The following is a 25,546-nucleotide window of genomic DNA, read 5'->3' as shown; positions in this document are numbered from 1 at the left end:
ACGGAGGCGGGGCCGTGTCTGATGGACAGGGTGGGCCCGCGGCCGCAAACCCAAAGATTAAGACGGCCGACGAAGGAATCCAGGCCATGGTATCTGGCGCAGGAAAGGTGACGGTTCTGGGAGCCGGGCTGATGGGGCACGGTATCGCCCAGGTGGCGTCGCAGACGGGAGGATATGACGTGTCCATTCTGGACGTGGATAAGGGGTTCCTCGACCGCGGGATGAAGATGATCTCCGACTCGGTCGGAAAGTTCGTCGAGAAGGGGAAGCTGACGAAGGAGCAGGGCGAAGAGACCCTGAAGCGGATCTCGCCGACCCTCGACCTTTCCGAGGCGGTGAAGGGGAGCCAGCTGGTGATAGAAGCGGCGACCGAGGACCCGAAGCTCAAGCTGGAGCTCTACCGGAGGCTGGCAGAGGTCGCAGGGCCCGACACCATCCTAGCGTCGAACACTTCGTCCATCAGCATCACCCTCCTCGGCTCGGCGACCAAGAGGCCCGAGAAGGTCTGCGGGATGCACTTCTTCAACCCGCCCCAGCTCATGCCGCTGGTAGAGATCATCAGGGGGAAGAAGACCTCGGACGAGACCGTGAAGAAGGTGAGAGAGACGTCGTCGAAGCTTGGAAAGGAGACGGTCCTGTGCAAGGTCGACTCGCCGGGGTTCATAGTGAACAGGATACTGGTCCCCGCCCTCAACGAAGCGGTCTTCCTGGTCCAGGAAGGGGTGGCGGACCCCGAGGACATAGACAAAGCGGTCAGGCTCGGGCTGAACTGGCCGATGGGGCCCCTGCAACTGCTCGACTATGTCGGGCTGGACACCACGCTAAACATCGCCCAGGTCTTCACCGGCGAGTTCGAAGACTCCAAGTACAGGCCAAGCCCGCTCCTGAAACAGATGGTCAGGGCGGGGCTGCTTGGGAGGAAGAGCGGGAAGGGGTTCTACGAGTGGGGCTCCCCGGGATCCACTAAGACGAAGTGAGCAGGGCCCTGAGTTCCGGCGAGAAGGGGACCTTCTCCCCTATCTTGTCGGTCAGCACGTGGACGGTGTGACCGGTGGCGAGGAGAGCCTCTTCCGGGAGCTTGTAGATCTCGTTCTCGAAGCGGATGCTGCTCGACCCTATGGACGCGATGCGGGTCTTGACGAGTATCTCGTCGTCAAAGCGTGCGGGGGACTTGTAGTCCGCGTGAGCCTGCACCACGGGGAACTCCAGGCCGCGCCTGACCCATTCCCGGTATCCGAAGCCGAGGTCTCTGAGGAGGCCGACCCTCCCGACCTCCATCCAGACCATGTACTTCGCGTAGTAAACGACCCCCATGGTGTCCGTCTCTTCGTAGCGGACCCGGAGCCTCTGCTCGTGCCATCGTGCCAACGCCCCCCTGGGGAGGGATTCCGCTTTTAATCTCCCCAGGAGTCCGCCGCCGCCCGACTGGAGGGGGTGCGTCGGGGAGGGTTTTTAGCGCCGCCCCGGGCGCTGAAGCGACATGGACTACGAGACGATCGCCGTTTCGAAGGAAGGCCAGGTGGCGACAATCACGCTCAACAGGCCCCAGGCCCTGAACGCGCTCAGCACGAAGATGGTGTCAGAGCTCATCTCCGCCCTGGGGGCGTTCGAGAAGGACGACGGCGTAAGGAGCGTGGTCATCGCGGGGAACGACAGGGCGTTCTCGGCGGGCGCCGACATCAAGGAGATGGCAGACATGACCGCGGTGCAGATGGTCATGGGGGAGCACTTCTTCCCGCTCTGGGACAAGGTGGGGCACTACCCCAAGCCGCTCGTGGGGGCCATCACGGGGTTCGCCCTGGGAGGGGGGCTGGAGCTTGCCATGAGCCTCGACATACTCGTCGCGGCCGACACGGCCCAGCTGGGGCAGCCAGAGATCAACATCGGGGTCATCCCCGGAGGGGGCGGGACCCAGAGGCTGACGAGGGCCGTGGGGAAGTCGAAGGCCATGGAGATGATCCTCTCGGACAGGAGGATCGGGGCAGAGGAGGCGAAGACGCTGGGGCTGGTCAGCCGGGTGGTGCCCAAAGAGGCGTGCGTAGCGGAGGCCAAGAAGGTGGCGGCGGAGATAGCGACGAAGTCTCCGGTAGCTGTCAAGCTGGCCAAGATGGCGGTCAACAAAGCCTTCGAGATGGGGCTCTCCGACGGGCTCGACTTCGAGAGGGAGCTGTTCTACATGCTGTTCGCGTCAGAGGACGCCAAGGAGGGGATGCACGCCTTCATGGACAAGCGGAAGCCGGAGTTCAGGGGGAAGTAGATGGGCTACGAGACGGTGAAGGTCGAGGCGGCGTCCGGGGTCCTCTGGGTGACCCTGAACCGCCCTGAGAAGCTCAACGCGTTCAACGAGCAGATGGGGGCCGACCTTCTGGAGGCGCTGAAGGAGGGGGAGAAGTCCCCTGAAATCCGGTGCCTCGTGCTGACGGGGGAAGGGAAGGCGTTCTCGGTCGGCGAGGATCTGAACACCAACAGGGCGGCCTACGACAGCGGCAAGCCGGCGCTCCTCGGCGAGGTGCTGAAGCTGAAGTACAACCCCATCGTCGGGAGGATTCGGAGGATGGAGAAGCCCGTGCTGGCGGCGGTCAACGGCACCACGGCGGGCGCCGGACTGGGGCTCGCCCTGGCCTGCGACCTCAGGGCGGCCTCGGAGAAGGCGACCTTCCACGAGGCGTTCATCAAGGTCGGGCTGGCCCCGGACTCCGGGACGAGCTTCTGGCTCCCCCGCATCCTGGGGATCGGGAAGGCCATGGAAGTGGGGCTCCTGGGAGAGCCGATAGACGCGGCGAAGGCGATGAGCCTCGGGCTGGTAAACTGGGTCTTCCCCGAAGACGCGTTCAGACGCGAGACGGCGAAGATAGCCGAGCGGCTGGCGAAGGGACCCACGAAGGCTATGGGGCTGACGAAGAGGGCGATGAACAGGGCTGTGGTGGTGGACATGGACTCGGCCCTGGAGTACGAGATGTACCTCCAGGACATCGCGGGGAGGACCCGGGACCATGTAGAGGGGGTCAGGGCGTTCTTCGACAAGCGGGACCCCCACTTCACCGGAGAATAGCCTAGCACGCCATGCTGCGTCGCAAGAATCCATGACCGGTCGTGGTCGTGGATGGGCTTCCGGCCGTCCTACCCCGCTTCGATGTACCTGCCAGCATAAGGATCTCAGGACCTGCGCCGCAATCCTCCATGCAGGTAACAGACTTCAACTCTGTCGTAGAATCTCGTACACATCGCGCATCACCTGCTCGGTAGGAAAGCCCAAGTGCAGTCTGCCTCTGCGATGTTTGAACTTGATTCCAAGTGCAGCGACTACGCCATCCACAGGCTGTCCGCCCTTCCAATTCGTTCGCCAAAGCACCCGGTTAATCGTCACAGATTTGGGCACCAAGTGTTCCCTCCTCACCCCGCGAGTGTTGGCGTAGGACAACTCGAGCTCCCCTCTTCCGTTGTCAGCGAAATCGACTGAATAGGCTCCGATCGAGTTCTCCCTCGTCAGTCTCCTGTTGATGTAGGCAGCAATCAGAAGTGAAAGAATCAATATCAGACATGAAGGAAAAACCAGCTTGGTGTATAGCCAGAGATATGTTCCACTAAATTCCGAGAGGGCCAGCACCGGAAAAATCTGTAGGGTGCCGACTAGCGTCAGAAAGAGAGTGATACTGGCAGGTGGCGTTTCGTAACCGACTGCGTCGAACCTCCCTGTCTTCATGCCCAAAACCTAGCAGGTACCCCCCCACTCGCAACTCACCGCGTACATCTGATAAGCATTGTTTGCCTCGGCGAAATAAGTTCCGAGACCCCAGCCAAGCGCGGTAGCGCCGGCGGCTAACGCGGCTTCCGACAGAGTTCCCCCCCGTCAGGGCATCCAAGCCATAATAGCCAGCACCTTCGGCGACGATTTCGGCCTTTTGCAGGAAGTTGAGGCCGTTCCAGAAGGTTCCTAAAATGTCCGACGAGTATCCGACGAGGATTGTGGCAGCTCCGGAGATGTTGTCGGTGGCTATGTCACCTGAGAAGCCAACATCGGCTACCGCCAACATGCCTTGGGCCAACACATCGACCGCAGCCTCAGTGAGGTATATCCCATATAGCTCCCCAGGGCGGGGTCCCAAACCAGTGTGATTCCGCCAACCACTGTTGTTGCTAGCTGCACCAAGTGACTTGGGATATAGACCTTGGGAATCCAATCGGCTTCATCCATGGGGGTAGGAGTCGTCTGTGTACTCGTGGTCCCGCCCCCGCTCCCGACTGCCACGATCACGTGCCCCATCGGGTCGACGTACCTCATCGGGTTGTCTTCGGCGTAGACGTACCTGTTCTGGGAGAGAGGGTCCGTGTGGGTCCTGTTGTAGGAGTCTTCAGTGATGAACCTCCTGACGGATGTCATTTGCTGGCCGCGGCAGAGTGTAACCGTTTGTTAATTGTAGAGTAACAGCAATGTTGTCCGGTTAGCGTAACAGGATTGTTGTCCGCTTACACCAAGCGATGCCTCGACCCCGTGCATGGGGAGAGACTCCGCCATAGAGGTACGAATGAGAGCGGTCCTCTTGTACAAAGAGGATGTCAGACAGCAGGAGGACATCTGCTCGGTCTACGGGATAACGGAGAGGACCCTGAGGAGGTGGATCAGAGCCTACGAGAGTGGTGGAATGGAGAAGCTCATGCCAGGGAGGCCCGGTCCACGACACCCGGGCAACTCCCTTTCCAAGAGCCTGGAAGACAGAATCCTGAAGCTCAAGCAGAAGCGCCCCCCATGGGGAGCCCGGCGCATCAAGTTCCAGCACGACCTGCCCTGCCACTGGATGACGGTCCATAGGGTCATCAAGCGCCACGGGATGCTCGTCAGGGTCAAGCCGAAGCCCCAGCCCTTGAAGCGCTTCCAGAGGTACCACGTGGGCCCGATGTGGCAGGGCGACACCTTCTAGTTCCGCATAGCGGGCGTGGGGAAGGTCTACGTGACAGGGTTCACGGACGCCAGGTCGCGCTATAGGGTGGGGCCGGGAGCGTACCTCCACAAGAGCGCCAATGAGTCGATAGACGCCCTGAACCGCGCGCTCCGCAGGGGAAGGACACCGAGGGAGATGTACCTTGACAATGGGAAGCAGTTCGTCGCGAAGGTGTTCAAGGCGGAGCTGGCCAGGCACCACATCAGACCGATCTTCGGCAAGCCGTACTATTCGAGAGGCAGAGGCAAGATCGAGAGCCACCACAAGGTCCTGTGGGGCGAGCTGATATCGCAGGTCAGGTTCTCCTCCCTGACCCACTTCAAGAGAGAACTGAGGAAGTTCGACAGGAGATACAACCAGTGGAGGAAGAGCCAGGCCCTAGGGTGGAGGACGCCCGCAGAGGTCTACGACGACAAGAGACTCTTCAACAAAGGGAGGCGACGTTAGCGGACAAGGATGCTGCTAACAAAAGCGGACAACAATCGTGATACTCTACAGTTAATGTTGTCGTTACCATAGGACCCAGAGAAAACCTCCCAACTAGGCTGCAGATATTTCGACAATGGCTGAACATGCTTGAATATGTCATCATGCTTGATTCGGCGGCTAGCGAAAGGGCAAGAACAAGCATAATCAACCTTACCGTGATTGGCCGGAATTGGAAAGGTTTCATCTTGGCAATACAAGACCCTTTCATTTCTACCACGCCCGCTTTCCTATGGAATCTTGGACGAGAACAACAGTGGATAGCTTCCCAATATTACCGAACTCAAGACCGCACAGCCTACCACTCCTTTGATTGTAGCTCTTCTCCGAGCTGTAATGGTATAGATTGTGGCTCCAATAGCAGCTCCTTCCGCCGCATTTGCCAGCTCCGGCGCCATGCCCGCCGCGAAGAAAACCACGACAAGTGCAATGACGTCAACCAAGATGGTAATCACTATGACCCGGCAGAGAATTGATCCAACGATTAACCCGCCCGAAGAGCCCTCGTTCTTAATCACGATTGTGCCATCGAATCTCATGTGGACTACCGCTACATGAACGTAAGAAGGTATCCTCCAACAAGTCCTCCTAGAGCACCATACTCCCATTTCTCCATAGCAACCCCAGGGTTTGGATTCGGGGTCCCGGTTAGGTAATCTAGTACCTAGTAATCGCCATCAGCAGTACCAAGTGCCGCCGGCGCATTACCCGTCAAAATGGCCCCTGTCGTCACCATAGCTCCTCCGACAAGCACCAACAAGGAAAGCGCAGCGTTCCAATTCCAATTAACCTGGCCCAGGCTCGGAAGAGGTGTAGAAGGGTAGCCATTAATCCCAAGGCAATGGACGTCTCCTTCAGGGCACTGAACTTCTGTCGTCACGGTGGTCGTGGTGGCCATCGACGTCGACGAGAACCCGAACGGGCTCGCCAGGGAACCTATCACCTGCTGTATCGCTTGGATGGCCTTGGACGCGGCGGAAGAGAGCAGGTCCAAAATCTGGGACGGCGACAGCAGGTCGGACCCTCCTCCTCCGAGTATCGCGATCACGTGCCCAGTCGGGTCCACGTACCTCATCGGGTTGTCTTCGGCGTAGAGGTACCTGTTCTGGGAGAGAGGGTCCGTGAGGGTCCCGTTGTAGGAGTCCTCCGTGATGAACCTCCCCGTGGTCGGGTCGTAGTACCTCGCCCCTTCGTAGTAGAGCCCCGTCGACTCGTCGAGGAGCTTCCCTGTGTACTGGAACAGCTCCTCCCCCACCATCGCGTAGTCCATCCCGTAGGGGACGTAGTTCGAGCTGAAGGAAGAGACAATTGACGCGGGCATCACAAGTCTGGTGCTTCCTAAAGCATCCTGGTGGAGGTAGTATGTGGTGTAGTTCACCATCTGCGCCACCTGGATGCCTCCTGCATAGAAGTATTTCGCAAAAATGGTCGTACTCTTCGCGTGCATATTGCCCACCCGGGTCCAAGCCTGGTAGGGCTAGCCGTCTATGGAGCGCGTCTCTGGACTCGGCCAGACAGCCAAGAATACAAATCAGCTTTCAATTTTCTGTTACGGAGATTCCCCGGAATCAAGATTGGAGCTTCGTCTAGCAGATTGATGCGAACTTGGGTGCGGTTTGTCAAGATGGGAGCCACGGTAACTTTCTCGACCTTTGCAACTTGTTCGTACCGAAACTTCCTCCTCGGGCCTCTGCCTCGAACAATGAAGTAGTCGTCGAAGAAACTTGCTTGATGGACGTCATAGGAATAAAATCGCAAAGCCGACCCGGCAAGCAAGAAGTCCAACACAAAATAGAACAAACCCGCAACAAGATTGGGGGTGAAGAAGACGGTCCCTATCAAGATTGGAAAGAAGACTGCCAGTAAGAAGAGGCAGACAACTAGCAATGGAATGAGCGAATATTTGAAAAGCGAGTCTCCGCCGTGCCTACCATGTCTGTCTTGGTCCATTGAAATTACCAGAAGGAAAGTGGCCCCGGGAGCGGTGGAAGAGACGATGGCCAGTATGAAGGCGTCTCGATCGGATCCTCTGGGTGTTGGATAATTGTAACTCCAGCTCCAAATGCTTTCCAGGCACCTTGTGGAGTTGAGCTGACGCCATTCTTGATTGTGTAGCCGAGTGCGAATCCTGCTCCAATTGAAAGCAAGCCAACGGCGACAAAAGCTCCTACAGTAAATGCGGCCGCCCCCGTTCCAGCGGCGACCGCCCCCCGACTAGGGCACCTGTAGAAGCAGCAACTATTCCTGCTGCTGCCGCGACCGCGGTGGCCCCGCAGGCGCCCGCTAAGCACGATAACACGGCCTTCCCTATCTGTCCGATGATGCGCGATGACCGCACAGTGGTCAGTGTCCCCGCAACGGCTTCGGACAGACTGCCAAGGCTCGAAGAGATGCTCTGAGACGCTTGGGAGATAGTCGACTGAACGCAACTCCCTGTCGACCGGACGACCATAGAAACCGTGTTTCCAACCGTGGAAGCTGTGTTGATTACCGAGCTAACAGCATTCGATGTAGCGGGCGGAAGGCTGTTCCACGCGTTCGACGCCGCCTTCGCCACGTCGGTTGCTGCACCAACCACATCGGATGCGGCGGTCGTCAGGTCCGCCACAGGGTCCCACCACTCATGCCCGTTCATATCGACGATCTTCATGGGGTTGTCCCAGGCGTACATATAGCGGTTCAGGCTCATCGGGTCGCTTGTGGAGCCGACTACCGAGTCTTCAGTGATGAACCTCCCCGTGGTCGGGTCGTAGTCCCTCGCCCCATGCAACACAAACCTGTCGTCTTGTCGCGCGGCTTCCCCTTGTACCTGGACTCCTCGTGCCCTGCCGTCTGATACTTCACTCGGAAGGGGAGGTATCCGAAGCTGAAAGGAGTGACGGGCGAGGCGCTCGCGACGAGCTTCTTGCTCTCCGGAGTGTCCTGACGGAGATAATGTGCCTTGGATTTGACCACCTTCGAAGTCAGAGGTCCGAAGGAGCTCATCTGAGCAACTCGTAGACCTCGTTCATCTCTTCGGCGCTTGAGAAGCCCAACAAGAGGAAGATTCTTGGTTTCTTGAAAAGCACCATCATGGATGACGTTGTGCCATTTACTCTTCCCTCGACGGTATGAGCCACCCGAGTTAGTGGCTTGGTCGGATACCATTTCACCTTCCGTACGGCGATGGAAGTTCGGGTCTTACCACCGGGTATCGAATATGAGAGAGCAAGTTGGCCTCCCGTCCGCCTTCGGTCGTAATAAGAGATATTCAGCGTGGATGGAGGTTTCCTGCGATGCCTGACTACCACTGCCTCAAAAACAGTGGAGATTAGGAACGCCAAGAAGGAGATTGGAAACGGGTCGCCGATGAGCGGGATGTTCGTAAACAGGAAATCGGGCCCGCCTTCAGTACTTATCACGAGCAGTATGAGGAGTTGCAGGATCCCTGCGGCTGGGACGAAATATAGGGGGTTGGTGGGAGAGATGTCCTCATACCCGAGCGCGGTGAAGGAGCCGTCCAAGCCACATCACTCAGGAGCTGTACGATGAGAGATACTGATCATAAGCGGATGCCATCTCGTACGCCAAAATACCCGCGTCTAGGGCTAGAGCGGATCCCGTGAGCGCGTTGCCCGCGAAGTCCAGATCTCCTTCAGTAATTACGTCCCCGCCCCAGTTCAATCCGACGGCAGCGACAAAAGCGAGCCTATCCCAGATGGTGAGACCGTTAACAAAAATGTGGATGGCATTCCCTGCGACCCCATATCCAGCGGCGAGAACACCAGGAAGGTTGTTGTTGTAGATATCACCCACTAGCTGTTGGGCGGAGTATGAAAGCTTACCTCCCGAAAACAGGACTCTTATCGCCGCATTAGCGATACCATCCCTGAATAACTCAATATCGGACGCCTGAAGAGTGAGCGCCGCCGCGTCAACGACCACAAACGCCAACTGAGTCTGGTGCACAGGGTCATTGAAGAATCCACTGTTCGCCAACCAGGTCATGAAATCCTCTGGCTGAGTGGTTGCTCCGCCGCCGCTCCCGACTGCCACGATCACGTGCCCAGTCGGGTCCACGTACCTCATCGGGTTGTCTTCGGCGTAGAGGTACCTGTTCTGGGAGAGAGGGTCCGTGAGGGTCCCGTTGTAGGAGTCCTCCGTGATGAACCTCCCCGTCGTCGGGTCGTAGTACCTCGCCCCTTCGTAGTAGAGCCCCGTCGACTCGTCGAGGAGCTTCCCTGTGTACTGGAACAGCTCCTCCCCCACCATCGCGTAGTCCATCCCGTAGGGGACGTCGTGAGCGCAGCATTCCTTTCGATGAGGAATTGACCATTGGAAGCTCGTTGATCCGCCAAGCAACAACTGGAGGGCAGTCAAGAACGACTTGCAGCTTTGGTGATTCGGCTTCTAGCTTGGTAAGAATATCACTACTCTCCTCGTAGGGGCACCACGTATATGGAGGATGACCCAGAATCTTACCCGATACTTTTGAGCGTATCTCCGAAGGAATGCCTTTTCGCACACCCGACAACATCTTCTTTTCTGTAGCCTGGAGGGTAGGTGATGAAATCCAAGATGCCTCCTAGGCTGTAATAGAACATGTTGCCATCCCGCATGCTTGGCAAAAATAAGTTCCGCCCATGGCGTTTTCTCCGCCCAGATACAGCTTGCTTGCGAATTCGGGTAATAGTTGATGATTGCTTTGCATCAAATCTACAGCATCGCCAATTTCAACAAGTCTCCTCGTCTTGCTCGGACCCCAGATTCTAAGAAATGCGGCTTCCCTTCCTCCTTCTTGCTGAAGAGGAGCTTGAGCATGTGCAGGACGGCGTTGGTCTTGCCGCTCCCGGTCCCGCCGGTGACGAGCATGTGGAACTTCGTGTCGTCGCTGTCGAGGGTCTGGCCCAATCGGAATCAGTCGGAGAAGGCAGGTCGGGATTTAACAGGGCTGAGCGCTGATTTGGCGCCGCATCGGTACGACCTGCTCTCTCCCCGATTCTCTACTACGACATGAGCGCTCAAGTGCGGCTGCCGAGATAAGCTGTGAGATGACCTCTGGTCGATACGTTTGACGAAGGTGTACGTCGACACCTCGGTGGTAATCGCGACGGCGGATGATCAGGACGAGTTCCACTCCGAGTCTGTCCGGTTCCTGCGTCATCTCAGGAACCGGAGCATCCCGACGGCCATCGGCCCTCCCTTCTTCCTCGAAGCGGCGAAGGCAGCGGAGATGCGCGGCAGCGAGGCGGCTTCGCGGCTCGCAAGGACCGTCGAAGAGCACGAGATCGAAGCGGTAGAGAATCTGGATGACTGGCTTTGGAATCTTGTGGACCAGTACCTTTCTCACAGGATTCTGGGAGTTGGAAGGTTCATCGACCTGATGCACTATGCCTCTGCGACGCTGCTGAGGTGCGACTGCCTTGCCTCGTGGGACAGAGGGCACTTCAATGGAAAGGTCGCAATGAAGATCAACAAGGTGAATTCCTCTGCTGGCCTTGCAAGCTTAATAGTCTGGGACCCGACCGAAGTCGAGAGGTATCTGGGGCTTGGCTAAGCGAAACGACGTGACCCGGCGCGACCTGGAGAAAGTACGCTCCGAGCTTTCCAAGGAGATGAAGGAGATGGAACCCGTAGAACGGAGGGAGTACCTGAAAGCCGCTGGCCAGGTCTACACCGGCCTCGCCAAGATGGCGAGAATTCGCGCGGCCAAGCGCTGACTATCCTCAATCGCGCGCGAACAGAACGTTCCAGACACGGAATTCCTGAGATATTGTCAGCCTAACGATGGAGATGGCGCGTCGTTGCGAATCGCAGTGGGTAACCCTACGATCCTCGGAATCTCCCTCAGGAAGGCTGGCTTCGACTGGTCGCCGACCACGCTCAACTCGCCGTACACCGACTTCAGGAGGGCCAGGTACCTGTTCAGGTCGGGCATCGAGTGCGATGAGATGAGGAAATCAGTCTTCCCCGGCGTAAAAGCTACTCCGAGGCTTCTCACCGTCGGCGAGGAGATGAGGGACAGCCTTTCAGCCTCCTTCTCCTTGAGGGGCTCCTTGATCAGCGGAACCTCGGTCAGCCTCAGGACCTTCGCCGCCCCCCGGCCTTCCGATTCCTCTGACCCTTCGACGCCGCCCTTCGAGACCACCGGCGAATATTGGGTGAACGCGCCCTAGATGGCTAGGGCAGTCGATGCCAAGCAGCCCGGTCAGCGCCTACTGAAACTGAGGAGGCCAGGCCGGCCGTAAGAAGGTCAGGTCAGGGGAAGCAATAGAGGAGCGCGTGATAGGCCTACACCTGAGGTGGTGTGGCCCCCGGGTTTATCGACTTCCGGGTACGAGTCCCTGCCGATATTGGTGCAAGTGACGGCTCACTAGTGCAGAGAAGGCAAGGAGAACTGCCCCTTTAGGCGTCCGTGTCCCACACGGCTGAGAATATAGTTAGGAACATCGCCGCCAGGCGATAGATTGGCCTTGCTTATTCCACGCCAAGGTCGTCCGCTAGGCGATGATACGCCACCCGGCCAAGGATGGCAGCCGGAAGCAGGATTCCTAACGTCTTGAGTGCCAAATCAAAGGCAAAGAAGTATGACCCCCCCACCAGATCAAACACGGTTGACAGGTTGAGGAACGCAAGCGCCACAAACGCAAACCAGCGTGGTAGCGGGGACATCAAGACTGGCTTAACTGCGCCGATGAAGATGACCGCGTTGAAGAACGAGGCAACAGCCAGGTCGGAGCCCCCGAACCAAAGCCCTGCAGGCCCGGTGAACGCTCCAAACGAAAACGCGACCAACCCAAGCCAACCCATTAAGATACCATAGAGGGCCACGGCTATAATCCAAGTGAGGTTCTTGGAGCGTCGTGCGACGGCCTCGGGCTTCGGGGCTACTACAGTGGTCAGGGCTAACTGTTTAGCGTGCATGGAGAGGAGAGCCTCGAATTGACTCCGGTCAGCTTCGCTCATGCTGGCTCTGTAGCGCTTCCCGCCGAACAAGAATCGCACCTCCCTTCCTTTGAGCGTCATCTGACCGACATCTGAGAGAAGGATTCTGTGCAGCCCCCGCTCGTCAGCTAAGGCATCCACCGAGGCTCCGGCAAGCCCCCTGCGGGATCGCTTCGACACTAGCGTGAGGATTGCCCAGCTGACAGCGCCTGCCTCCAGCCCACCAAAGGAGCCGGTGAAAACGAAGAAGAAGACCGCGATGACCCCGGCAATCACAAAGAAATAGGCTACAGGGACGACTCGAATCCAGAGTATTTCGTCTTCTGTGAACCAGTAGCTCGTTGTGAAAGAATAGTGCGCCTGTAGCGGGTTGGCCATCGTACTCACATGATGTCTTCTCGGAACGGTTCGAGGAAATTCGAGTATCCGCTCTCAAACCGTTGTAGTACACCGGTTGGTGTCGCTTGTGGGCCGTAACTCTGAATGTAGTACAGAGCCATGGCATCCCCCACCACCATAGCTCCATCGTTGAGCCATGCTAGGGGTCCTAGCTCGACAGTAGCCACCCCAACGCCGCCTGTGGAGCCTAGTGGCCCCTCATACATGAGGATTGCCTGCTGGCATGTGAGTGAATCCTGACACAAGCTATCCAGCGAAGGCGTAGTCGATGAGGGCTGCACGCAGTCCCTCACCTCTCCCTGCCGGCAGGTCCGCTCGTCGACATCGACGGCCACCACGACCACCGTGACGACAGAAGTTCAGTGCCCTGAAGGAGACGTCCATTGCCTTGGGACGGGTTTCGATGGCTCGCCAGAAGTATCTCTTCCGAGCCCGGGCGAAGTCCAAGCTGGCCTCGCTGTCGCTCTACTTGGAGTGTTGACTGTTGCGTCAGCTCTCGCTTCGGTGGTTACAGCGCCTCTCGCGCTGACTGGCGTCGGTGCGATTGTTCCGGCTGCCTTCGCTTCAACAACAGGTGGACTTGCTGCCTCCACGTGGGATGCAGCCGTATACACAGCCACTGAAGGTCCGAATGCGACGTCCGAGGGGGCTTTTGCTTCTACACCCCTAAATATCTTCTCACAGTGGCTTGGAGACATCATAAGCAATTTGCCTTGAAGTTGAGAGAATGAAGCTGGAACGAAGCTATCCCAAATTGACTCCATACAAATCGGAAACGAAAGGGCCCGATATTATCACGATGAAACCTGCTGACATCCGGCCACTCATGATTAGGCTGGTCATACTTGTTTTTGTCCTTTTGATAGTTGCCGAGTCAGTCAAGTCTTCCGACATGTTCCCACAGGCTTCACCCATTATCGAAATAGCCGTGGCATTGCTGGGAGGTTTGTTCTGGGTCTTATGGGTACGACGATACCTTAAGAAACAGTCACACCCAACAGCGGCCAACAAATGCTCTCCGTCGGGAGGTTCGTCACCCAGGACACCTACAACGGTCTACGAGGTGGACGACCTCCCGAGGCACGTCGGCCCCTCGGGCACCATCTGATTCCAGGCTCGGCGCCGGACACTGCTCAGAGGTCGTACTGCACAGTCTCCACGCCGACGTCGACGGCCACCATGACCACCGTGACGACAACGACGACGAGCGACGAGCGGACCTGCCAGCAGGGAGAAGTGAGGGACTGCGTGCAGCCCTCATCGACTACGCCTTCGTTGCCTTTGTGTCAGGGTTCGGCCACTTGCGAGCAAGCAGATTCGAAGTATCTTTCATATCTCTACGGAACCGCCGTCGCGGGAGTTCTTGTTACCGCTTTTGCTGAGGAAGGTGCGATCCCCTTTGACGCTGCGATTGCTGCGGGTGATGCGTCAGCATTAGCGTATCTGGAACTCGCCGGACCGAATGCAACACCTTTGGGAGTGGAGACCGCTTGGGACGAAGGCTATGGCACGGTGATGACCGGGATCTTTGGATTGCTTTGAGTGACTCGACTACCCACTTGTTGGCACACTACTATTTTGTCAGGAGCTATTGGTTTACAGAGAACGCGATTATCAGCGTTCAGGTCGTCTCGCCGGTCTACTTTTTCGTGCTCTTCGTAACGATGTTGGTTACAGTCAATCTGGCAACAGGAACGCTAGGAGGGTTCATCGAGGGTCTTGCAGCGGGAATCGGCAGTTGGCTCGTGCTCGCTTTCGTCTCTTCCCGAGCCCGTGGACGCCTGACCAAGCTCCCACTAGAGGCGTTGGCTGCCCGCAATGGCGCCGTCAGAATCCCTCTTTCGCAGGTGGATAGGTTCCGGCTCAGAGGAAAAACTGTTAGCTTCTCCATTCATGGGAAGGTCCACAAAGCCAAGATAGCGGCACCCCAACGAGAAGGCTTCTTGGCTCTCATCGCGTCGAGGGAGAGCCAGGCGACTCCGACAGAGACGCCTGAACGCGATGAGTCGGCATTTTCGATAGTTCGGAAGGCGTCTGCTCTTCTTCTCTTGGGGTTAACAGTTTTTGGGGGAGCGCTATGGTTAACTAGCAACTATTTCCTCTTTCAAATCCCCACTTCTCAGGCGTTTTCGTTCGCGACTTCTCAAGCGGGTTTCTTACTTTTCTTGGACGCACCAGGTGTCTATGGAATCTGGAAACCTTCGTTCATGACACCCGTCCCGAGGTGGGTTGCTTCTGTCGGCTTGTTCATCGGTAATCTTACAACTGTAGGTTCGATTGCCGCCGGAGGCCTTTTGGGCCCAGTTCTGCCCATCCAGTCAGTCGGTGTGGTTCTCATGACAGTTGTTGCCACGCTCGTTCCGCTCAGATTGGCCCAAAGCAGATATCACGGTAGAGACCCATCGGAGCTCTGATTTGAGCAGAATTCCGCGGTGTGTGGTCCCATTCGAGGGTCCTCTTCCACCGCGCGAGTCCCTTAAAGGTCAGAGGTTCGGTCGGCAGGAGGTAACTCGCGTGGCCTCTCGTTTCCTCCACGGCAGGTCTTGCTGAACAACTTCATTTGGACGGCCGAGTGTACCTCGGGAATTGGGATTCACCCTGCCTCCTGATCACTGGCTTGCCTCCTTGCCGAGTCCAACCCGTTTCCCCTTTCGGTCCCAGCGGCCGGCCCCCCGGGCATCTGTCGGGGTGAACGTCCGCTAGGAGACGAACTCCATCGGGGGCTCCACCACCACGAAACGCTTCTATGCAGGTGGACTCCAACTGGCGGGGATGGTGAACTTCAGCATCAGGTACCTGCACGAAGACGCGCTTGGGAGCACCAGACTTGTGATGCCCGCGTCAATTGTCTCTTCCTTCAGCTCGAACTACGTCCCCTACGGGATGGACTACGCGATGGTGGGGGAGGAGCTGTTCCAGTACACAGGGAAGCTCCTCGACGAGTCGACGGGGCTCTACTACGAAGGGGCGAGGTACTACGACCCGACCACGGGGAGGTTCATCACGGAGGACTCCTACAACGGGACCCTCACGGACCCTCTCTCCCAGAACAGGTACCTCTACGCCGAAGACAACCCGATGAGGTACGTGGACCCGACTGGGCACGTGATGGCCGTCTCAACAGGGGATGGTGGGGGTACGCCGTATTGCGGTTCGGACCCGGCAAACCCGCAATGCACGACCACCACCACTACGACGCAAACGGCTTCCTCGCCCTCACAAACCAGTCACCACACGGAGAAAGACATAATCACTTTATTGACCTTCTTGATTTATACCAATACGCCAGGCCTTGAAATCCCGGTCTGGCTTATGCCTATTCTTGCTGGTTCACTTGGAACTGTTGGCGCTCTTCAAACGGCAATCGCATATGCGCTGCTGCCGTTGGTGATAGAGTATGATGTCTCAAACAATGCGATGAATGAACGCGTCCCAGACTCGTTGGCTGCAGGTACCCTCGCAGCAGCTACTGTGCAGTTTGTGTTTGGCTTCTTCGACTTTGGTGCGTCCACAGCGGCTGGTTTTCTCTTAGCGGGCAGCGTGGGCACCTACGTTGAACTTCGTCTCCAAGAGGACCCCGCCCTAGACGACGCCATCTACAGTCAGCTGGAGAGTCTACTTGCCGAGTCTTAGAAGGTGAATGAACGCGAAATCAAGGCAACTTGGACCCTCAGTGGTCTTCGAGGTTTCTTTGCTTGCGGATACATTGATTACGCTGGCCGCCGCAGTCATTCTCTTCGTCTTCGCCTTCGGTCTGTTCCTTCCTCCGAGTCCTACCCCTAACCACATCCCCGGAGTCATAACACTATTCATTGCGGTCTGGCTCAGTGTGGAAGTCTACAGGTTGAATCACGCATTCGTCATAAAGAGGTCGGTCTTTCGAGACGATTCTTTTGAAATCTGGATGCCCGGGGGCCACAAATCCCTAGGCTACGGAGACGTCGAAGAAGTGAGCCTGGCTCGGACCATCCCTCCCAGCATTACCTTTGGTCTGCGGCCGCAGCTGCTGATAAAAATTAAGGGTGCCAGTTCAGTTCTTGTGATTCAGAAGAACGCAAAGAGCAGGAGGCTTGGTACCAACCTGTATTCGTGGCTGACCCAAAAGTTGCGAGCACGAGGCCCATCATGAGCAACCTCTTCCTCGCGCGCTTCTCTGCTATCTTCCTCCCTGTCGGGGAGAAGTCCGACATGGTGGGGCACGAAGAGTTCATGTACACTGGGAAGCCATACGACTCGGCGACAGGTTTGTATTACATATGGGCTAGGTACTACGACCCGACGACGGGGAGGTTCATCACGGAGGACTCGGTAGTCGGTTCGACTTCAGAACCCGATGAGCCTGAACCGCTACATGTACGCAAGGGACAACCCCATGAAGATCGTCGACGTGAACGGGCACGAGTGGTGGGACCCTGTGGCGGACCTGACTACGGCTGCCACCGCCGAATGGGGAGCGGGCACAGCCGCGGAAGGTTCCTTCTCTCTTGGAGCGGAGACTACGAAGCCAAATCGTGGAATACACCACCGCGTCAGCAAAGGAGATAAGCCCGAGAAGGTCCGCGTGGACCATGAAAGGGGTCGTCGTCGTTGAAGCTCTCAGGACCCCCATCGGCAAGTACGCCGGGTCGCTGAAGTCGGTGAGGCCGGACGACCTCGGGGCTCTCGTCCTCAGGAGGGCGCTGGAGAGGTCGGGGGTGGACGGGAAGTCCGTCGACGACGTCTACTTCGGGTGCTCCAACCAGGCGGGGGAGGACAACAGGAACGTCGCAAGGATGGCCACCCTCCTCGCAGGGATCCCCTACTCGGTCCCCGCGGCGACGGTGAACAGGCTCTGCGGGTCAGGGTTGGAGGCGGTCAACTCTGCTGCCAGGGTGATAGCGGCCGGAGAGGGAGACGTGCTCCTGGCGGGAGGGGTCGAGAGCATGACGCGGGCCCCCCTGGTGACTCTCAAGCCGGAATCCGGATACGCGAGGGGAGGCGCGGGACTGGTGGACTCGACTATCGGGTGGCGGTTCGTCAACCCGGCGTTCCCCGAAGACTACCCGCCGCTGTCCATGGGGGAGACGGCCGAGAACCTCGCCGAGAAGTACAAGATCGGGCGTTTGGCGCAGGACGAGTTCGCCCTGGCCAGCCACAGGAAGGCCGTCGAGGCGACCAGGTCGGGGCGATTCAAAGATGAACTGGTCCCGGTGAGCACGAAGGAGAACCCTGAGGGGGTGTCCGAGGACGAGGGACCCAGGCCCGACACCTCCATGGAGAAGCTCTCGAGGCTGAAGCCCGCCTTCCGCGAGGGAGGGACGGTTACGGCGGGGAACTCGTCCGGGATCAACGACGGGGCCGCGGCCCTCGTGCTGATGAGCGAGGAGAAGGCCAGCTCGCTCGGAGCGAAGCCGATGGCCAGGGTTCTGGGGTCTGCGACCGCGGGGGTCCACCCCAGCTTCATGGGGATCGGGCCTGTCCACTCGACCCGCAAGCTCCTCTCCCGGCTTGGGATGAGCCTCGAAGAGTTCGGGGTCGTGGAGCTCAACGAGGCGTTCGCGGCCCAGGTCCTCGCATGCACGGCCGAGATGCCCGGGTTCGAACTGAACAAGGTCAACCCTAACGGCGGGGCCATAGCGCTGGGGCACCCGCTCGGTTGCAGCGGCGCGCGGATAGCCACCACCCTCCTGCACGAGATGAAGCGGAGAGGGGAGAGGTATGGGCTCGCCACGATGTGCATCGGGGTCGGCCAGGGGATCTCCACCGCCTTCGAGCTCGTGAAGTAAAGGGTTATCACACACAAACGGCGCGCAGCCAGAGATGCAAACCGAGGCGGTCCCGGACTACGAGATGTTCGTCGGCGGAGCGTGGGTCCCCTCTCACTCGGGGAGGAGGTATCCCGTCTTCAACCCGGCCACCGGGAGGGTCCTCGGGCACGTGCCGAAGGGGGACCCCGAAGACGCGAGGGCTGCCGTGGACAGCGCCAGGCGTGCGTTCGAGGACCCTTCGTGGAGGGAGATCGACCCGAGCAAGAGGGGGAGGCTGCTGTACAAGGTCGCGCAGTCCCTGAGGGAAAGGCTGGCAGACCTCGCAAAGCTGGAGACGCTCAACAACGGCAAGCCCCTGGGCCAGGCCAAGGGGGACGTGGCCATGGCTGCGAGGCACTTCGAATATTTCGCCGGCCTCGCAGACAAGATCCAGGGGAGCACCATCCCGGTCCCGGGGAAGAGGCTCGACTACACGGTGAAGGAGCCCCTTGGGGTCACGGCCCACGTGGTCCCCTGGAACTACCCGCTGGTGATGGCCGCGAGGAGCATGGCCCCGGCGCTCGCAGCGGGGAACACCGTCGTGGGGAAGCCTGCGTCGTTCACACCACTGACGCTGCTGAAGTTCGCCGAGCTCTGCAAGGAAGCGGGGCTCCCGGACGGGGTGGTGAACGTGGTCACCGGGGGAGGGGACGAAGTCGGAGGGGCGCTGATAAGTCACCCCGACGTCAGGCTCACGGCACTCACCGGGTCGGTCGAGACGGGGACGAAGGTGATGGGGCTCGCGGCCGAGAACCTCTCACGTGTGATACTTGAGCTCGGCGGGAAGAACCCGAACATAGTCTTCGCCGACGCGGACGCCGGGAAGGCGGCGGCAGCTGTGCTCAACGGGATATTCACCAACGCCGGCCAGATGTGCTGGGCTGGTTCGCGGCTCCTGGTCGAGGAAGAAGTCAAGGACGCGCTGCTCCAGAGGCTGGTCGAAGGCGCGAACTCGATGAAGCTTGGTGACGGGCTCAGGCCGGAGACCGCCATGGGGCCGCTTGTGGCGGACTCCCAGAGGAAGCGGGTGGCAGGGTACGTCGAGTCGGGGATCGAGGAGGGGGCCAAGGTGGCTGCTGGCGGAGCCGCCCCGGAGGACGACGGGCTGAGGTCAGGTTACTTCTACAGGCCGACCATCCTGGACGGCGTCACACGGGACATGAAGGTCCACCGCGAGGAGATATTCGGCCCTGTCCTGGCGGTCACCACGTTCAAGGGGGAGGACGACGCCGTGCGGAAAGCGAACGACTCGAAGTACGGCCTCTGGGCCGGCGTCTGGACCGACGACCTGAGGAGAGCCCACAGCGTCGCGGGGAAGCTGGAGTCAGGGATAGTCACTGTCAACGAAGAGCCGGTCACGTTCCCGCAGACCCCCTTCGGCGGGTTCAAGAGCAGCGGGAACTCCTCGGAGCAGGGGATGGACTCGGTCCAGAGCTACGTGAGGGTCAAGAACGTCTCCGTCAACCTGGCCTAGGCTTCCAAGTCTCTTCCTTCTTTCCCGACTTCCTGTTCTCCCAACGGGAGGCGTTGAAGAGGAAGGACGAGAGTCTGTTGAAGAACGGGACCAGCTCTGGGTTCATCTTCTCGACGGCAGAGGCGGCGACCATCCTCCTCTCGGCCCTCCTGCAGACAGAGCGGGCGAGGTGGAGCATGGCCCCCGTAGGGGTCCCTCCTGGAAGGACGAAGCTGGCTAGCCTCGGGAGCTTCTTTGCGAGCCCGTCTGTCAGGTCCTCCAACCTCACGGTGTCTGCATGGGTGATCCTCGGGACCGCCCTGGAGGAGTCGAGCTCCGTCGCCGCGTCCCCTCCTGCGACGAAGAGGAGGTCTTGGATCTCTTTCATGGTCCGCCTCAGTGACGGGTCCCTGGAGCCTGCGGCCACGACCCCGAGCATGGAGTTCAGCTCGTCGACGGTGCCGTAGGCTTCGACCCGGGGGTCGTCCTTGCGGACCCGCCGCGAACCGAAGAGTGACGTCTCCCCCCTGTCCCCTGTCCGCGTGTACAACGCAGCCCCGCCGAGCCCGGAATTATTAACGATGGCAGGCGCCGGAGATGCGGAGCCCGGACCGCGTTCGATGGGGACTCTTTGGGTCAACGGAAGAGCCTCTCTTGGTCACCAGTTTTACAGTTGGAAGTTTCTTATTGCTCTCGCGCAAAGTGCCGGAGGCGAATTAGACCACGGCATTCGAAAACCAGGAGACGCATCTCTTCACGCCCCAGGAGGCTTCCAAGCTCCTCTCCGACATAAAGCCGAAGGTGAAGGAGCTGGTCGAGCGAAAGAGGCTGGTGGCAAAGCTGCACGGCGAGATCGAGAAGTACGACGTGATCGGGTTCAGGCCGATGGAGGTGGCTGAGAAGGCAGCGCAGCTCGACGCGCTGGTCGAAGACATGACGAGGAAGATTGCTGAGCTGGAGGATCTCGGTGTGGAGGTGAAGGACCTCGACTACGGGCTGGTCGATTTTCCAGCCGAAAGGTACGGAGAAGGCGTCCTGCTGTGCTGGAAGTACGGAGAGCGTGAGGTCTCGTACTGGCACACCCCCCATGAAGGATTTCCGGGGCGCAAGCCGCTGAAACTACAGCTCATCCAGCCCTAGCGGGCGAAGAGCCTCTTCGCGTTCCCCGAGAGAAGTTTCTGGGCGACCCCCGGTTTCAGCCTCTTCTCCAGGGTGGTCCTGAAGTCCTCCATCCACTCCTTGTGCCTCAGCATCGGGTAGTCGGTCCCGAAGAGGAAACGGTCCCGGAGGATGCCGTTAAGGTATGGGAATATCTCCGGCGGGATGTACCTGGGTTTCCACCCGGAAACGTCGATGAAAACGTTGGGGTGCCTCAGGGCGATGGCCATGGCGACGTTGGGCCAGGGCCAACCGAAGTGGGCCATCACGACCTTGAGGTCAGGGAACGCGGAGCAGACCTCGTCGACCAGCTCGGTCTTGCTGTATCTGATCTCCGTGTCTCCCAGCCCCGTGGTCCCCGTGTGCACAAGGACCGGCAGTCCCGCTTCCTGGCAGTACTCGTAGATCGGGAACATCAGTTTCCTGTCGTTGAGGTAGACGGAGTTGGCGCTGCTGTGCACTTTCAGCCCGCGCATCCCGAGCTCCCTGACCGACCGTTTGAGCTCCCTGACGGCATCCCTTCCCGCGTTTGGGTCGACTCCCGCGAACGGGATGAGCCTGTCACCTGACTTCGCCGCCAGCGAGGCCACCTCCTCGTTCCTGATGCTGTAGTGCCTGAACGCCGGGTTCTTCGTCGCATGGGTGTCCTGTCCGAGGATGACCGCCTTTGAAACACCTGCCTCGTCCATCTCGTCGATGAGCTCTACGGCCGACTTCGGCAGGCTGGCGAGGTCCAGCTTGAAGAAGTTGCAGGCCTTCATTATAGGGCCGTTCTTCTTCATGAACTCGCGCGTCCATGGGTGGACGTGGACGTCGATAGACAACCGACGGACGGGTGGCCCGGCCAGGCATTAAGGTTGCCGAGTCCGGGCGCAGATGCCGGCGGCTGAGACAACACCCCAGGATGCCCGAGCACCAGCGACTGATGGGTAGCTTTTTCTGACGGCTTAAAGCGGAGGGGTCCATGAAGGCCATGCCAAAGGAGCTCAAAGCGGGAGACTCCGCCCCTGACTTCGAGCTGCCGTCGTCGGTGGGAGGGAGCGTGAGGCTCAGCTCGTTCAAAGGGAAGCCGGTCGTTCTTTACTTCTATCCGAAGGACGACACCCCTGGGTGCACGGTCGAAGCCTGCGCCTTCAGGGACAACCTCCCGAAGTTCGACAAGCTCGACGCCGTGGTCCTAGGCGTGAGCAAAGACTCCCTCACGTCGCACGCCAAGTTCATCGACAAATATTCGCTGAACTTCACGCTGCTCAGCGACGAAGAGTTGAAGGTCCATGGGCTGTACGGCGCCTGGAAGGAGAAGGTGAACTACGGTCGGAAGTACATGGGGACGGAGAGGTCCACCTTCGTGATAGGGCCGGACGGGAAGATCAAGAAAGTGTTCAGGAAGGTATCTCCCAAGGGACACGAGGCGGAGGTCCTGGCTGCACTGAAGTCGTAGGAAACAGGCATTGGGTTCGTTCTTCGCTGGGATAAAGGCAGGGACCCTAGGTGGGATCCTATACTTCGGTGGGCTGGCGATCTTCAACGTCGCCCTCCTATATGCGCTGCAGTCTGAGTTCCTGGCATGGGTGGAGAGCCATGGGTCCACGGTCTATGGGAACACGACCTTGGCGTCTGCCTGTCCCCTCGTTCCCTCCGTGAACGGCACGAGCGCAGCGCAGTGCCTCTCTCTCGTGGCATCGCTCGCCGTCCCCGTCTGGTCATTCGTGGGGTTTTTCGTCGGCCTTGCGTTTGCGGGGATCCTCGGGATCTACTACGACTCCCTCCCCACCGGGAGCCCGACTGTGAAAGGTGAGATAATCGCGGCCCTGCTCGCCGTCGTCCTGGTCACCTTCGTCCCCGTCGGCTTCTTCTTCAACCTGGAGGTTTCCGCCCTGACGTCTGCATTCCTCGTCCTCTGGACAGGGGTCTTCGGGTTCGTCCTCGGAAGGCTCTACAAGAGGTACACCCGGCTCGTGACGGTGGAGAGCCAGGACACCGGCCTCCTCAAGGTCGTGGTTGACGGGAAGGACCTCACAGGCAAAGCGAGGACGTTCGCCCTGAATTCGATCCACAGGCTCCGGGCCGAGGTCTCCAACGACGCGTCGTTCAGGGAGTGGGAGGCGAGCGGGGGGCTCGCCGTGGAGGACCTTCGTTCCTTCGAGACTGTGCTGGAAATCAACGGGGGAGGGACCCTCAAGGGGATAGTCACGAAGAAATACTAAGGCGATTGTCGAAACTCTGTCGATGTGTTGTCGAATTTTAAATATCCGAACCCAGGTCCAACGCTTGATGCTCTTAACAGCGGTCGCTGAGGAGACGTACTGCCTCAAGACTCAGGAGCACGTCCCCGCCAGGACCGGCTCCAACTTCGTATGCTACCGCTGCGGAATGCTTCTGGGACCAGCCGACGACCTACAGCTCGGTACGCTGCTCGACTACTAGGGAATCTTCCCGAACTGGTGCGTCAGGGCTCTGAACCCGCGCTTGGCGTAGAACCTGTTGGCTATCTCGTTCTGGGCAGGGACGTCCGCCACGACGATCTCGACGCCAAGCTTCTTCAGCTCGGCTGACGCTTTCTCCAGCATCTCGTGACCGAGCGCCTTGCGCCTGTACTCGGGGAGAATGTAGAAGTCGGTGATACGCCCCTCCTTGTGGGGCTCGTAGAATATCCGTTCCCTCGTCTCCGCCCTGATTACCCCCACCACTTTGGCCCCTTCAGAGGCCACCAGCAGGAGGTGTCCAGGCGCACCGAGCGTCGACTGGACGTACTTCTCCGCCCTGGCCTTCGCGTCAGACACCACGGCGAACAGCGGGTCGAACTCGTTGTTCAGGCGCTTGGTCCTTACGATCAGGTCTGAGATGGCGTCCAGGTCCTCTTTCTTGGCATGCCTTAGCTGCATCCTGGCCCCCGCTTCCAGCTCAGCCGATTTACGTCTATTCTGGCGGATCAACTATCAGCCCCCCGCTCCTCAGCTGGTTCATCACCTTCCTCGACCTCTCGATGGTCGCCATGGCGGCGCGCATCGACTCGTCCTCAGTCAGCTTCTTCCTCGCCACCCCCTCCCTGACCGCCGCCTGCCCTACCCTGGTCGCGACCCGCGGGTAGACCTCCCATTGGACCATGGTGGGCATGATGTAGTCAGGGCTCAGCCCTTTTTCTCTGGCAAACCCGGCCAGCTCCGTCGCAGCCTGTATGACCATCGAGTCTGTGATGGTCCTGGCCCTCACGTCCAGGGCGCCCCTGAATATCGCCGGGAACAGGAGGCTGTTGTTGACCTGGTTGGGGTAGTCCGACCTCCCCGTCGCGACGACCTCCGCGCCCGCTGCGTGGGCCTCCGCGGGGAGCATCTCCGGGACAGGGTTAGCAAGGAAGAAGGCGATAGACCTCCGGTTCATCACGGCTATCTCATCTGGCTTGATGGCGGCGGGCCCCTGGTGGGCGGCGGCCACGAGCACGTCGGACCCCCGGAGCGCTTCTTTCAGCCCTCCGGTGACCCTGTCCCCGTTGGTGCGGATGGCGATCTCGTACTTCCACTTGTTCTTCAGCATGAGCTGGTCGATGTCCTCCCTTTCCGGGTGAAGTATCCCCTTGGAGTCGACCACTATGATGTCCCTCGGGTCGGAGCCCGCTTCGACCAGGAGCCGCTCCGTGGCTACGTTTGCTGCCCCGGACCCGCACAGGACCACTCTCGTCCCCGCGAGCTTCCGATCGGTGACCTCGAGGGCGTTGAAGAGCCCCGCGAGCGTCACCCCTGCGGTCCCTTGCTGGTCGTCGTGCCAGACAGGGATCTCCATCTCCGCCCGCAGCCGGTCCAGGACCTCGAAGCACTTCGGGGACTCGATGTCCTCCAGGTTGACCCCGCCGAGGGAAGGCTCGAGCGCCTTCACGATGGAGATCAGCTCCTCCTCCGTCTTGGTCCTCACGGGGAGCGGGATGGCGTTCACGCCGCCGAGGTAATTGTATATCAGTGCCTTCCCTTCCATGACCGGGAGGGCCCCCTCCGGTCCTATGTTCCCCAGGCCGAGGACCCGGCTCCCGTCGGACACTATGGCGATGGTGTTCCACCTTCCCGTGTATTCGAAGGAGAGCCCTGGTTCGGCCTGGATGGCCTTGGAGACGGCGGCCACCCCTGGCGTGTACCAGATGGAGAAGTCATCGAGAGACCTCACGGGGACCTTGGGGGCGAACCCCACCTTACCGCCGTAGAACTTCGAATACCCGAGGGCCCTCCTCGAGAACTCGTCCTCCGTGGCCTTCTTCGGCAAGGGAGCGGGCTGCCTGCGGCCGGCTATTTTTGTCCTTGCGGCGGAGGCGCATCCTTCGGGGGGCCCCGTCCGGACAGAGCGGCGGGTACCACGCGGGCCCGTCTCGGCGCCAAGTCGGGGCTCCATTGGGGTTCCGACCAGAACGGCTC

36 protein-coding genes are annotated in these 25,546 nt (G+C 59.5%); 19 read left to right on the top strand and 17 right to left on the bottom strand.

Annotation, left to right across the window (positions count from 1 at the left end; all coding sequences use genetic code 11):
- The first annotated feature begins 86 nt into the window (after positions 1-86).
- Positions 87-977, top strand: a complete 891-nt coding sequence (locus tag JRN21_02600) for a 3-hydroxyacyl-CoA dehydrogenase family protein (GenBank protein ID MDG6988196.1) — start codon at positions 87-89, stop codon at positions 975-977.
- Here JRN21_02600 and JRN21_02595 read toward each other — a convergent pair.
- Positions 964-1,368 carry an acyl-CoA thioesterase gene (locus tag JRN21_02595; protein ID MDG6988195.1) on the bottom strand — a complete coding sequence of 135 codons (405 nt, stop codon included), beginning with the start codon at positions 1,366-1,368 and terminating at the stop codon, positions 964-966. The genes JRN21_02600 and JRN21_02595 overlap by 14 nt on opposite strands.
- 112 nt (positions 1,369-1,480) lie before the next feature.
- Here JRN21_02595 and JRN21_02590 point away from each other — a divergent pair, with 112 nt between their 5' ends.
- Together JRN21_02590 and JRN21_02585 are read left to right on the top strand one after the other, a co-directional pair.
- Positions 1,481-2,257 (top strand): enoyl-CoA hydratase/isomerase family protein, encoded by a 777-nt coding sequence (locus JRN21_02590; GenBank protein ID MDG6988194.1) that lies wholly within the window; start codon positions 1,481-1,483, stop codon positions 2,255-2,257.
- Complete coding sequence (locus tag JRN21_02585) at positions 2,258-3,052, top strand: enoyl-CoA hydratase/isomerase family protein (GenBank protein ID MDG6988193.1); 795 nt, start codon at positions 2,258-2,260, stop codon at positions 3,050-3,052.
- A gap of 144 nt (positions 3,053-3,196) precedes the next feature.
- Here the strand turns inward: JRN21_02585 and JRN21_02580 are convergent, their stop codons facing one another.
- The gene (locus JRN21_02580) at positions 3,197-3,532 is read right to left on the bottom strand and encodes a hypothetical protein (protein ID MDG6988192.1); all 336 of its coding nucleotides are present in this window, start codon (positions 3,530-3,532) and stop codon (positions 3,197-3,199) included.
- A gap of 489 nt (positions 3,533-4,021) precedes the next feature.
- Positions 4,022-4,381: a hypothetical protein gene (locus JRN21_02575; protein MDG6988191.1), complete on the bottom strand. Its 360-nt coding sequence runs from the start codon at positions 4,379-4,381 to the stop codon at positions 4,022-4,024.
- A gap of 115 nt (positions 4,382-4,496) precedes the next feature.
- On the opposite strand from JRN21_02575, the gene JRN21_02570 reads away from it, so the two are divergent.
- On the top strand, positions 4,497-4,919 hold the full coding sequence (locus JRN21_02570) for a helix-turn-helix domain-containing protein (GenBank protein MDG6988190.1): 423 nt from the start codon (positions 4,497-4,499) through the stop codon (positions 4,917-4,919).
- Positions 4,920-4,934: 15 nt separating this feature from the next.
- Positions 4,935-5,387, top strand: a complete 453-nt coding sequence (locus JRN21_02565) for a transposase (protein MDG6988189.1) — start codon at positions 4,935-4,937, stop codon at positions 5,385-5,387.
- Positions 5,388-5,656: 269 nt separating this feature from the next.
- Here JRN21_02565 and JRN21_02560 read toward each other — a convergent pair whose 3' ends face one another.
- The 7 genes from JRN21_02560 to JRN21_02530 form a co-directional block, all read right to left on the bottom strand.
- Entirely contained in the window at positions 5,657-5,944 is a 288-nt protein-coding gene (locus JRN21_02560) for a hypothetical protein (GenBank protein MDG6988188.1), read from the bottom strand.
- A 146-nt stretch (positions 5,945-6,090) separates the two neighbouring features.
- Positions 6,091-6,816: an RHS repeat-associated core domain-containing protein gene (locus tag JRN21_02555; GenBank protein ID MDG6988187.1), complete on the bottom strand. Its 726-nt coding sequence runs from the start codon at positions 6,814-6,816 to the stop codon at positions 6,091-6,093.
- A 777-nt stretch (positions 6,817-7,593) separates the two neighbouring features.
- A complete protein-coding gene (locus JRN21_02550; GenBank protein MDG6988186.1) occupies positions 7,594-8,199 on the bottom strand; it encodes a hypothetical protein in 606 nt (201 codons plus the stop codon).
- The gene (locus JRN21_02545; protein ID MDG6988185.1) at positions 8,136-8,411 is read right to left on the bottom strand and encodes a hypothetical protein; all 276 of its coding nucleotides are present in this window, start codon (positions 8,409-8,411) and stop codon (positions 8,136-8,138) included. The genes JRN21_02550 and JRN21_02545 overlap by 64 nt, the downstream gene beginning before the upstream one ends.
- On the bottom strand, positions 8,408-8,929 hold the full coding sequence (locus JRN21_02540) for a hypothetical protein (GenBank protein MDG6988184.1): 522 nt from the start codon (positions 8,927-8,929) through the stop codon (positions 8,408-8,410). The genes JRN21_02545 and JRN21_02540 overlap by 4 nt, the downstream gene beginning before the upstream one ends.
- 10 nt (positions 8,930-8,939) lie before the next feature.
- Positions 8,940-9,689 (bottom strand): RHS repeat-associated core domain-containing protein, encoded by a 750-nt coding sequence (locus tag JRN21_02535; GenBank protein ID MDG6988183.1) that lies wholly within the window; start codon positions 9,687-9,689, stop codon positions 8,940-8,942.
- A 432-nt stretch (positions 9,690-10,121) separates the two neighbouring features.
- On the bottom strand, positions 10,122-10,316 hold the full coding sequence (locus JRN21_02530; GenBank protein MDG6988182.1) for a type IV secretion system DNA-binding domain-containing protein: 195 nt from the start codon (positions 10,314-10,316) through the stop codon (positions 10,122-10,124).
- 160 nt (positions 10,317-10,476) lie between these two features.
- Here JRN21_02530 and JRN21_02525 point away from each other — a divergent pair, with 160 nt between their 5' ends.
- Both JRN21_02525 and JRN21_02520 read left to right on the top strand, forming a co-directional pair.
- Positions 10,477-10,962: a PIN domain-containing protein gene (locus JRN21_02525; GenBank protein ID MDG6988181.1), complete on the top strand. Its 486-nt coding sequence runs from the start codon at positions 10,477-10,479 to the stop codon at positions 10,960-10,962.
- Positions 10,955-11,125 (top strand): hypothetical protein, encoded by a 171-nt coding sequence (locus JRN21_02520; GenBank protein MDG6988180.1) that lies wholly within the window; start codon positions 10,955-10,957, stop codon positions 11,123-11,125. Before JRN21_02525 ends, JRN21_02520 begins: the two co-directional genes overlap by 8 nt.
- 56 nt (positions 11,126-11,181) lie before the next feature.
- Here JRN21_02520 and JRN21_02515 read toward each other — a convergent pair whose 3' ends face one another.
- The 3 genes from JRN21_02515 to JRN21_02505 form a co-directional block, all read right to left on the bottom strand.
- On the bottom strand, positions 11,182-11,553 hold the full coding sequence (locus JRN21_02515) for a hypothetical protein (protein ID MDG6988179.1): 372 nt from the start codon (positions 11,551-11,553) through the stop codon (positions 11,182-11,184).
- Positions 11,554-11,882: 329 nt separating this feature from the next.
- Positions 11,883-12,728, bottom strand: a complete 846-nt coding sequence (locus tag JRN21_02510; protein ID MDG6988178.1) for a hypothetical protein — start codon at positions 12,726-12,728, stop codon at positions 11,883-11,885.
- 5 nt (positions 12,729-12,733) lie between these two features.
- Positions 12,734-13,084, bottom strand: coding sequence for a hypothetical protein (locus JRN21_02505; GenBank protein MDG6988177.1), 351 nt, complete (start codon positions 13,082-13,084; stop codon positions 12,734-12,736).
- Between the two features lie 392 nt (positions 13,085-13,476).
- Between JRN21_02505 and JRN21_02500 the strand changes: the two genes are divergently transcribed.
- The 8 genes from JRN21_02500 to JRN21_02465 all read left to right on the top strand — a co-directional run bounded on the left by JRN21_02500 (position 13,477) and on the right by JRN21_02465 (position 20,009).
- A complete protein-coding gene (locus tag JRN21_02500) occupies positions 13,477-13,857 on the top strand; it encodes a hypothetical protein (GenBank protein MDG6988176.1) in 381 nt (126 codons plus the stop codon).
- Between the two features lie 71 nt (positions 13,858-13,928).
- Positions 13,929-14,291, top strand: coding sequence for a hypothetical protein (locus JRN21_02495; protein ID MDG6988175.1), 363 nt, complete (start codon positions 13,929-13,931; stop codon positions 14,289-14,291).
- Positions 14,292-14,311: 20 nt separating this feature from the next.
- Complete coding sequence (locus tag JRN21_02490) at positions 14,312-15,163, top strand: hypothetical protein (GenBank protein MDG6988174.1); 852 nt, start codon at positions 14,312-14,314, stop codon at positions 15,161-15,163.
- Between the two features lie 358 nt (positions 15,164-15,521).
- On the top strand, positions 15,522-16,382 hold the full coding sequence (locus tag JRN21_02485; GenBank protein ID MDG6988173.1) for an RHS repeat-associated core domain-containing protein: 861 nt from the start codon (positions 15,522-15,524) through the stop codon (positions 16,380-16,382).
- 7 nt (positions 16,383-16,389) lie between these two features.
- Complete coding sequence (locus JRN21_02480; protein MDG6988172.1) at positions 16,390-16,878, top strand: hypothetical protein; 489 nt, start codon at positions 16,390-16,392, stop codon at positions 16,876-16,878.
- Positions 16,875-17,294, top strand: a complete 420-nt coding sequence (locus JRN21_02475) for a hypothetical protein (protein ID MDG6988171.1) — start codon at positions 16,875-16,877, stop codon at positions 17,292-17,294. Before JRN21_02480 ends, JRN21_02475 begins: the two co-directional genes overlap by 4 nt.
- A gap of 23 nt (positions 17,295-17,317) precedes the next feature.
- Positions 17,318-18,514, top strand: a complete 1,197-nt coding sequence (locus JRN21_02470) for a thiolase family protein (protein MDG6988170.1) — start codon at positions 17,318-17,320, stop codon at positions 18,512-18,514.
- A 34-nt stretch (positions 18,515-18,548) separates the two neighbouring features.
- Entirely contained in the window at positions 18,549-20,009 is a 1,461-nt protein-coding gene (locus JRN21_02465; GenBank protein MDG6988169.1) for an aldehyde dehydrogenase, read from the top strand.
- Here the strand turns inward: JRN21_02465 and JRN21_02460 are convergent.
- Positions 19,996-20,538, bottom strand: a complete 543-nt coding sequence (locus JRN21_02460; protein MDG6988168.1) for a cob(I)yrinic acid a,c-diamide adenosyltransferase — start codon at positions 20,536-20,538, stop codon at positions 19,996-19,998. The genes JRN21_02465 and JRN21_02460 overlap by 14 nt on opposite strands.
- Before the next feature lie 239 nt (positions 20,539-20,777).
- Between JRN21_02460 and JRN21_02455 the strand changes: the two genes are divergently transcribed.
- Entirely contained in the window at positions 20,778-21,128 is a 351-nt protein-coding gene (locus JRN21_02455) for a DUF2203 domain-containing protein (GenBank protein ID MDG6988167.1), read from the top strand.
- Here JRN21_02455 and JRN21_02450 read toward each other — a convergent pair.
- Positions 21,125-21,970, bottom strand: coding sequence for an amidohydrolase (locus tag JRN21_02450; protein ID MDG6988166.1), 846 nt, complete (start codon positions 21,968-21,970; stop codon positions 21,125-21,127). The two genes, JRN21_02455 and JRN21_02450, sit on opposite strands and share 4 nt — an antisense overlap.
- A 149-nt stretch (positions 21,971-22,119) precedes the next feature.
- Here JRN21_02450 and bcp point away from each other — a divergent pair, with 149 nt between their 5' ends.
- The 3 genes from bcp (at position 22,120) to JRN21_02435 (ending at position 23,573) form a co-directional block, all read left to right on the top strand.
- A complete protein-coding gene (bcp, locus tag JRN21_02445; protein ID MDG6988165.1) occupies positions 22,120-22,587 on the top strand; it encodes a thioredoxin-dependent thiol peroxidase in 468 nt (155 codons plus the stop codon).
- A 10-nt stretch (positions 22,588-22,597) separates the two neighbouring features.
- A complete protein-coding gene (locus JRN21_02440; protein ID MDG6988164.1) occupies positions 22,598-23,353 on the top strand; it encodes a hypothetical protein in 756 nt (251 codons plus the stop codon).
- 67 nt (positions 23,354-23,420) lie between these two features.
- Positions 23,421-23,573: a hypothetical protein gene (locus tag JRN21_02435; protein ID MDG6988163.1), complete on the top strand. Its 153-nt coding sequence runs from the start codon at positions 23,421-23,423 to the stop codon at positions 23,571-23,573.
- On the opposite strand, the gene JRN21_02430 is transcribed toward JRN21_02435, so the two are convergent.
- Together JRN21_02430 and JRN21_02425 are read right to left on the bottom strand one after the other, a co-directional pair.
- A complete protein-coding gene (locus JRN21_02430) occupies positions 23,570-24,031 on the bottom strand; it encodes a GNAT family N-acetyltransferase (GenBank protein ID MDG6988162.1) in 462 nt (153 codons plus the stop codon). The genes JRN21_02435 and JRN21_02430 overlap by 4 nt on opposite strands.
- Before the next feature lie 34 nt (positions 24,032-24,065).
- Entirely contained in the window at positions 24,066-25,523 is a 1,458-nt protein-coding gene (locus JRN21_02425) for an NADP-dependent malic enzyme (protein MDG6988161.1), read from the bottom strand.
- Positions 25,524-25,546: the final 23 nt, after the last annotated feature.

The organism is Nitrososphaerota archaeon (assembly GCA_029785825.1).
Taxonomy (GTDB): domain Archaea; phylum Thermoproteota; class Nitrososphaeria; order Nitrososphaerales; family Gagatemarchaeaceae; genus UBA183.
Note: the sequence above shows the minus strand (reverse complement) of the source record. Positions and strands in the feature narration are given on the sequence as shown.

What these genes read in the sequence shown, in the direction of transcription:
- JRN21_02600 (MDG6988196.1), top strand. Translation starts at nt 87, where the DNA reads ATGGTATCTGGCGCAGGAAAGGTGACGGTTCTGGGAGCCGGGCTGATG.
- JRN21_02495 (MDG6988175.1), top strand. Translation starts at nt 13,929, where the DNA reads ATGACCACCGTGACGACAACGACGACGAGCGACGAGCGGACCTGCCAG.
- JRN21_02475 (MDG6988171.1), top strand. Translation starts at nt 16,875, where the DNA reads ATGAGCAACCTCTTCCTCGCGCGCTTCTCTGCTATCTTCCTCCCTGTC.
- JRN21_02435 (MDG6988163.1), top strand. Translation starts at nt 23,421, where the DNA reads ATGCTCTTAACAGCGGTCGCTGAGGAGACGTACTGCCTCAAGACTCAG.
- bcp (MDG6988165.1), top strand. Translation starts at nt 22,120, where the DNA reads ATGCCAAAGGAGCTCAAAGCGGGAGACTCCGCCCCTGACTTCGAGCTG.
- JRN21_02510 (MDG6988178.1), bottom strand. Translation starts at nt 12,728, where the DNA reads ATGGCCAACCCGCTACAGGCGCACTATTCTTTCACAACGAGCTACTGG.
- JRN21_02485 (MDG6988173.1), top strand. Translation starts at nt 15,522, where the DNA reads ATGGTGAACTTCAGCATCAGGTACCTGCACGAAGACGCGCTTGGGAGC.
- JRN21_02480 (MDG6988172.1), top strand. Translation starts at nt 16,390, where the DNA reads ATGAACGCGAAATCAAGGCAACTTGGACCCTCAGTGGTCTTCGAGGTT.
- JRN21_02575 (MDG6988191.1), bottom strand. Translation starts at nt 4,381, where the DNA reads ATGACATCCGTCAGGAGGTTCATCACTGAAGACTCCTACAACAGGACC.
- JRN21_02570 (MDG6988190.1), top strand. Translation starts at nt 4,497, where the DNA reads ATGGGGAGAGACTCCGCCATAGAGGTACGAATGAGAGCGGTCCTCTTG.
- JRN21_02425 (MDG6988161.1), bottom strand. Translation starts at nt 25,523, where the DNA reads ATGGAGCCCCGACTTGGCGCCGAGACGGGCCCGCGTGGTACCCGCCGC.
- JRN21_02430 (MDG6988162.1), bottom strand. Translation starts at nt 24,031, where the DNA reads ATGCAGCTAAGGCATGCCAAGAAAGAGGACCTGGACGCCATCTCAGAC.
- JRN21_02545 (MDG6988185.1), bottom strand. Translation starts at nt 8,411, where the DNA reads ATGAGCTCCTTCGGACCTCTGACTTCGAAGGTGGTCAAATCCAAGGCA.
- JRN21_02465 (MDG6988169.1), top strand. Translation starts at nt 18,549, where the DNA reads ATGCAAACCGAGGCGGTCCCGGACTACGAGATGTTCGTCGGCGGAGCG.
- JRN21_02470 (MDG6988170.1), top strand. Translation starts at nt 17,318, where the DNA reads ATGAAAGGGGTCGTCGTCGTTGAAGCTCTCAGGACCCCCATCGGCAAG.
- JRN21_02590 (MDG6988194.1), top strand. Translation starts at nt 1,481, where the DNA reads ATGGACTACGAGACGATCGCCGTTTCGAAGGAAGGCCAGGTGGCGACA.
- JRN21_02500 (MDG6988176.1), top strand. Translation starts at nt 13,477, where the DNA reads ATGAAGCTGGAACGAAGCTATCCCAAATTGACTCCATACAAATCGGAA.
- JRN21_02535 (MDG6988183.1), bottom strand. Translation starts at nt 9,689, where the DNA reads ATGGACTACGCGATGGTGGGGGAGGAGCTGTTCCAGTACACAGGGAAG.
- JRN21_02585 (MDG6988193.1), top strand. Translation starts at nt 2,258, where the DNA reads ATGGGCTACGAGACGGTGAAGGTCGAGGCGGCGTCCGGGGTCCTCTGG.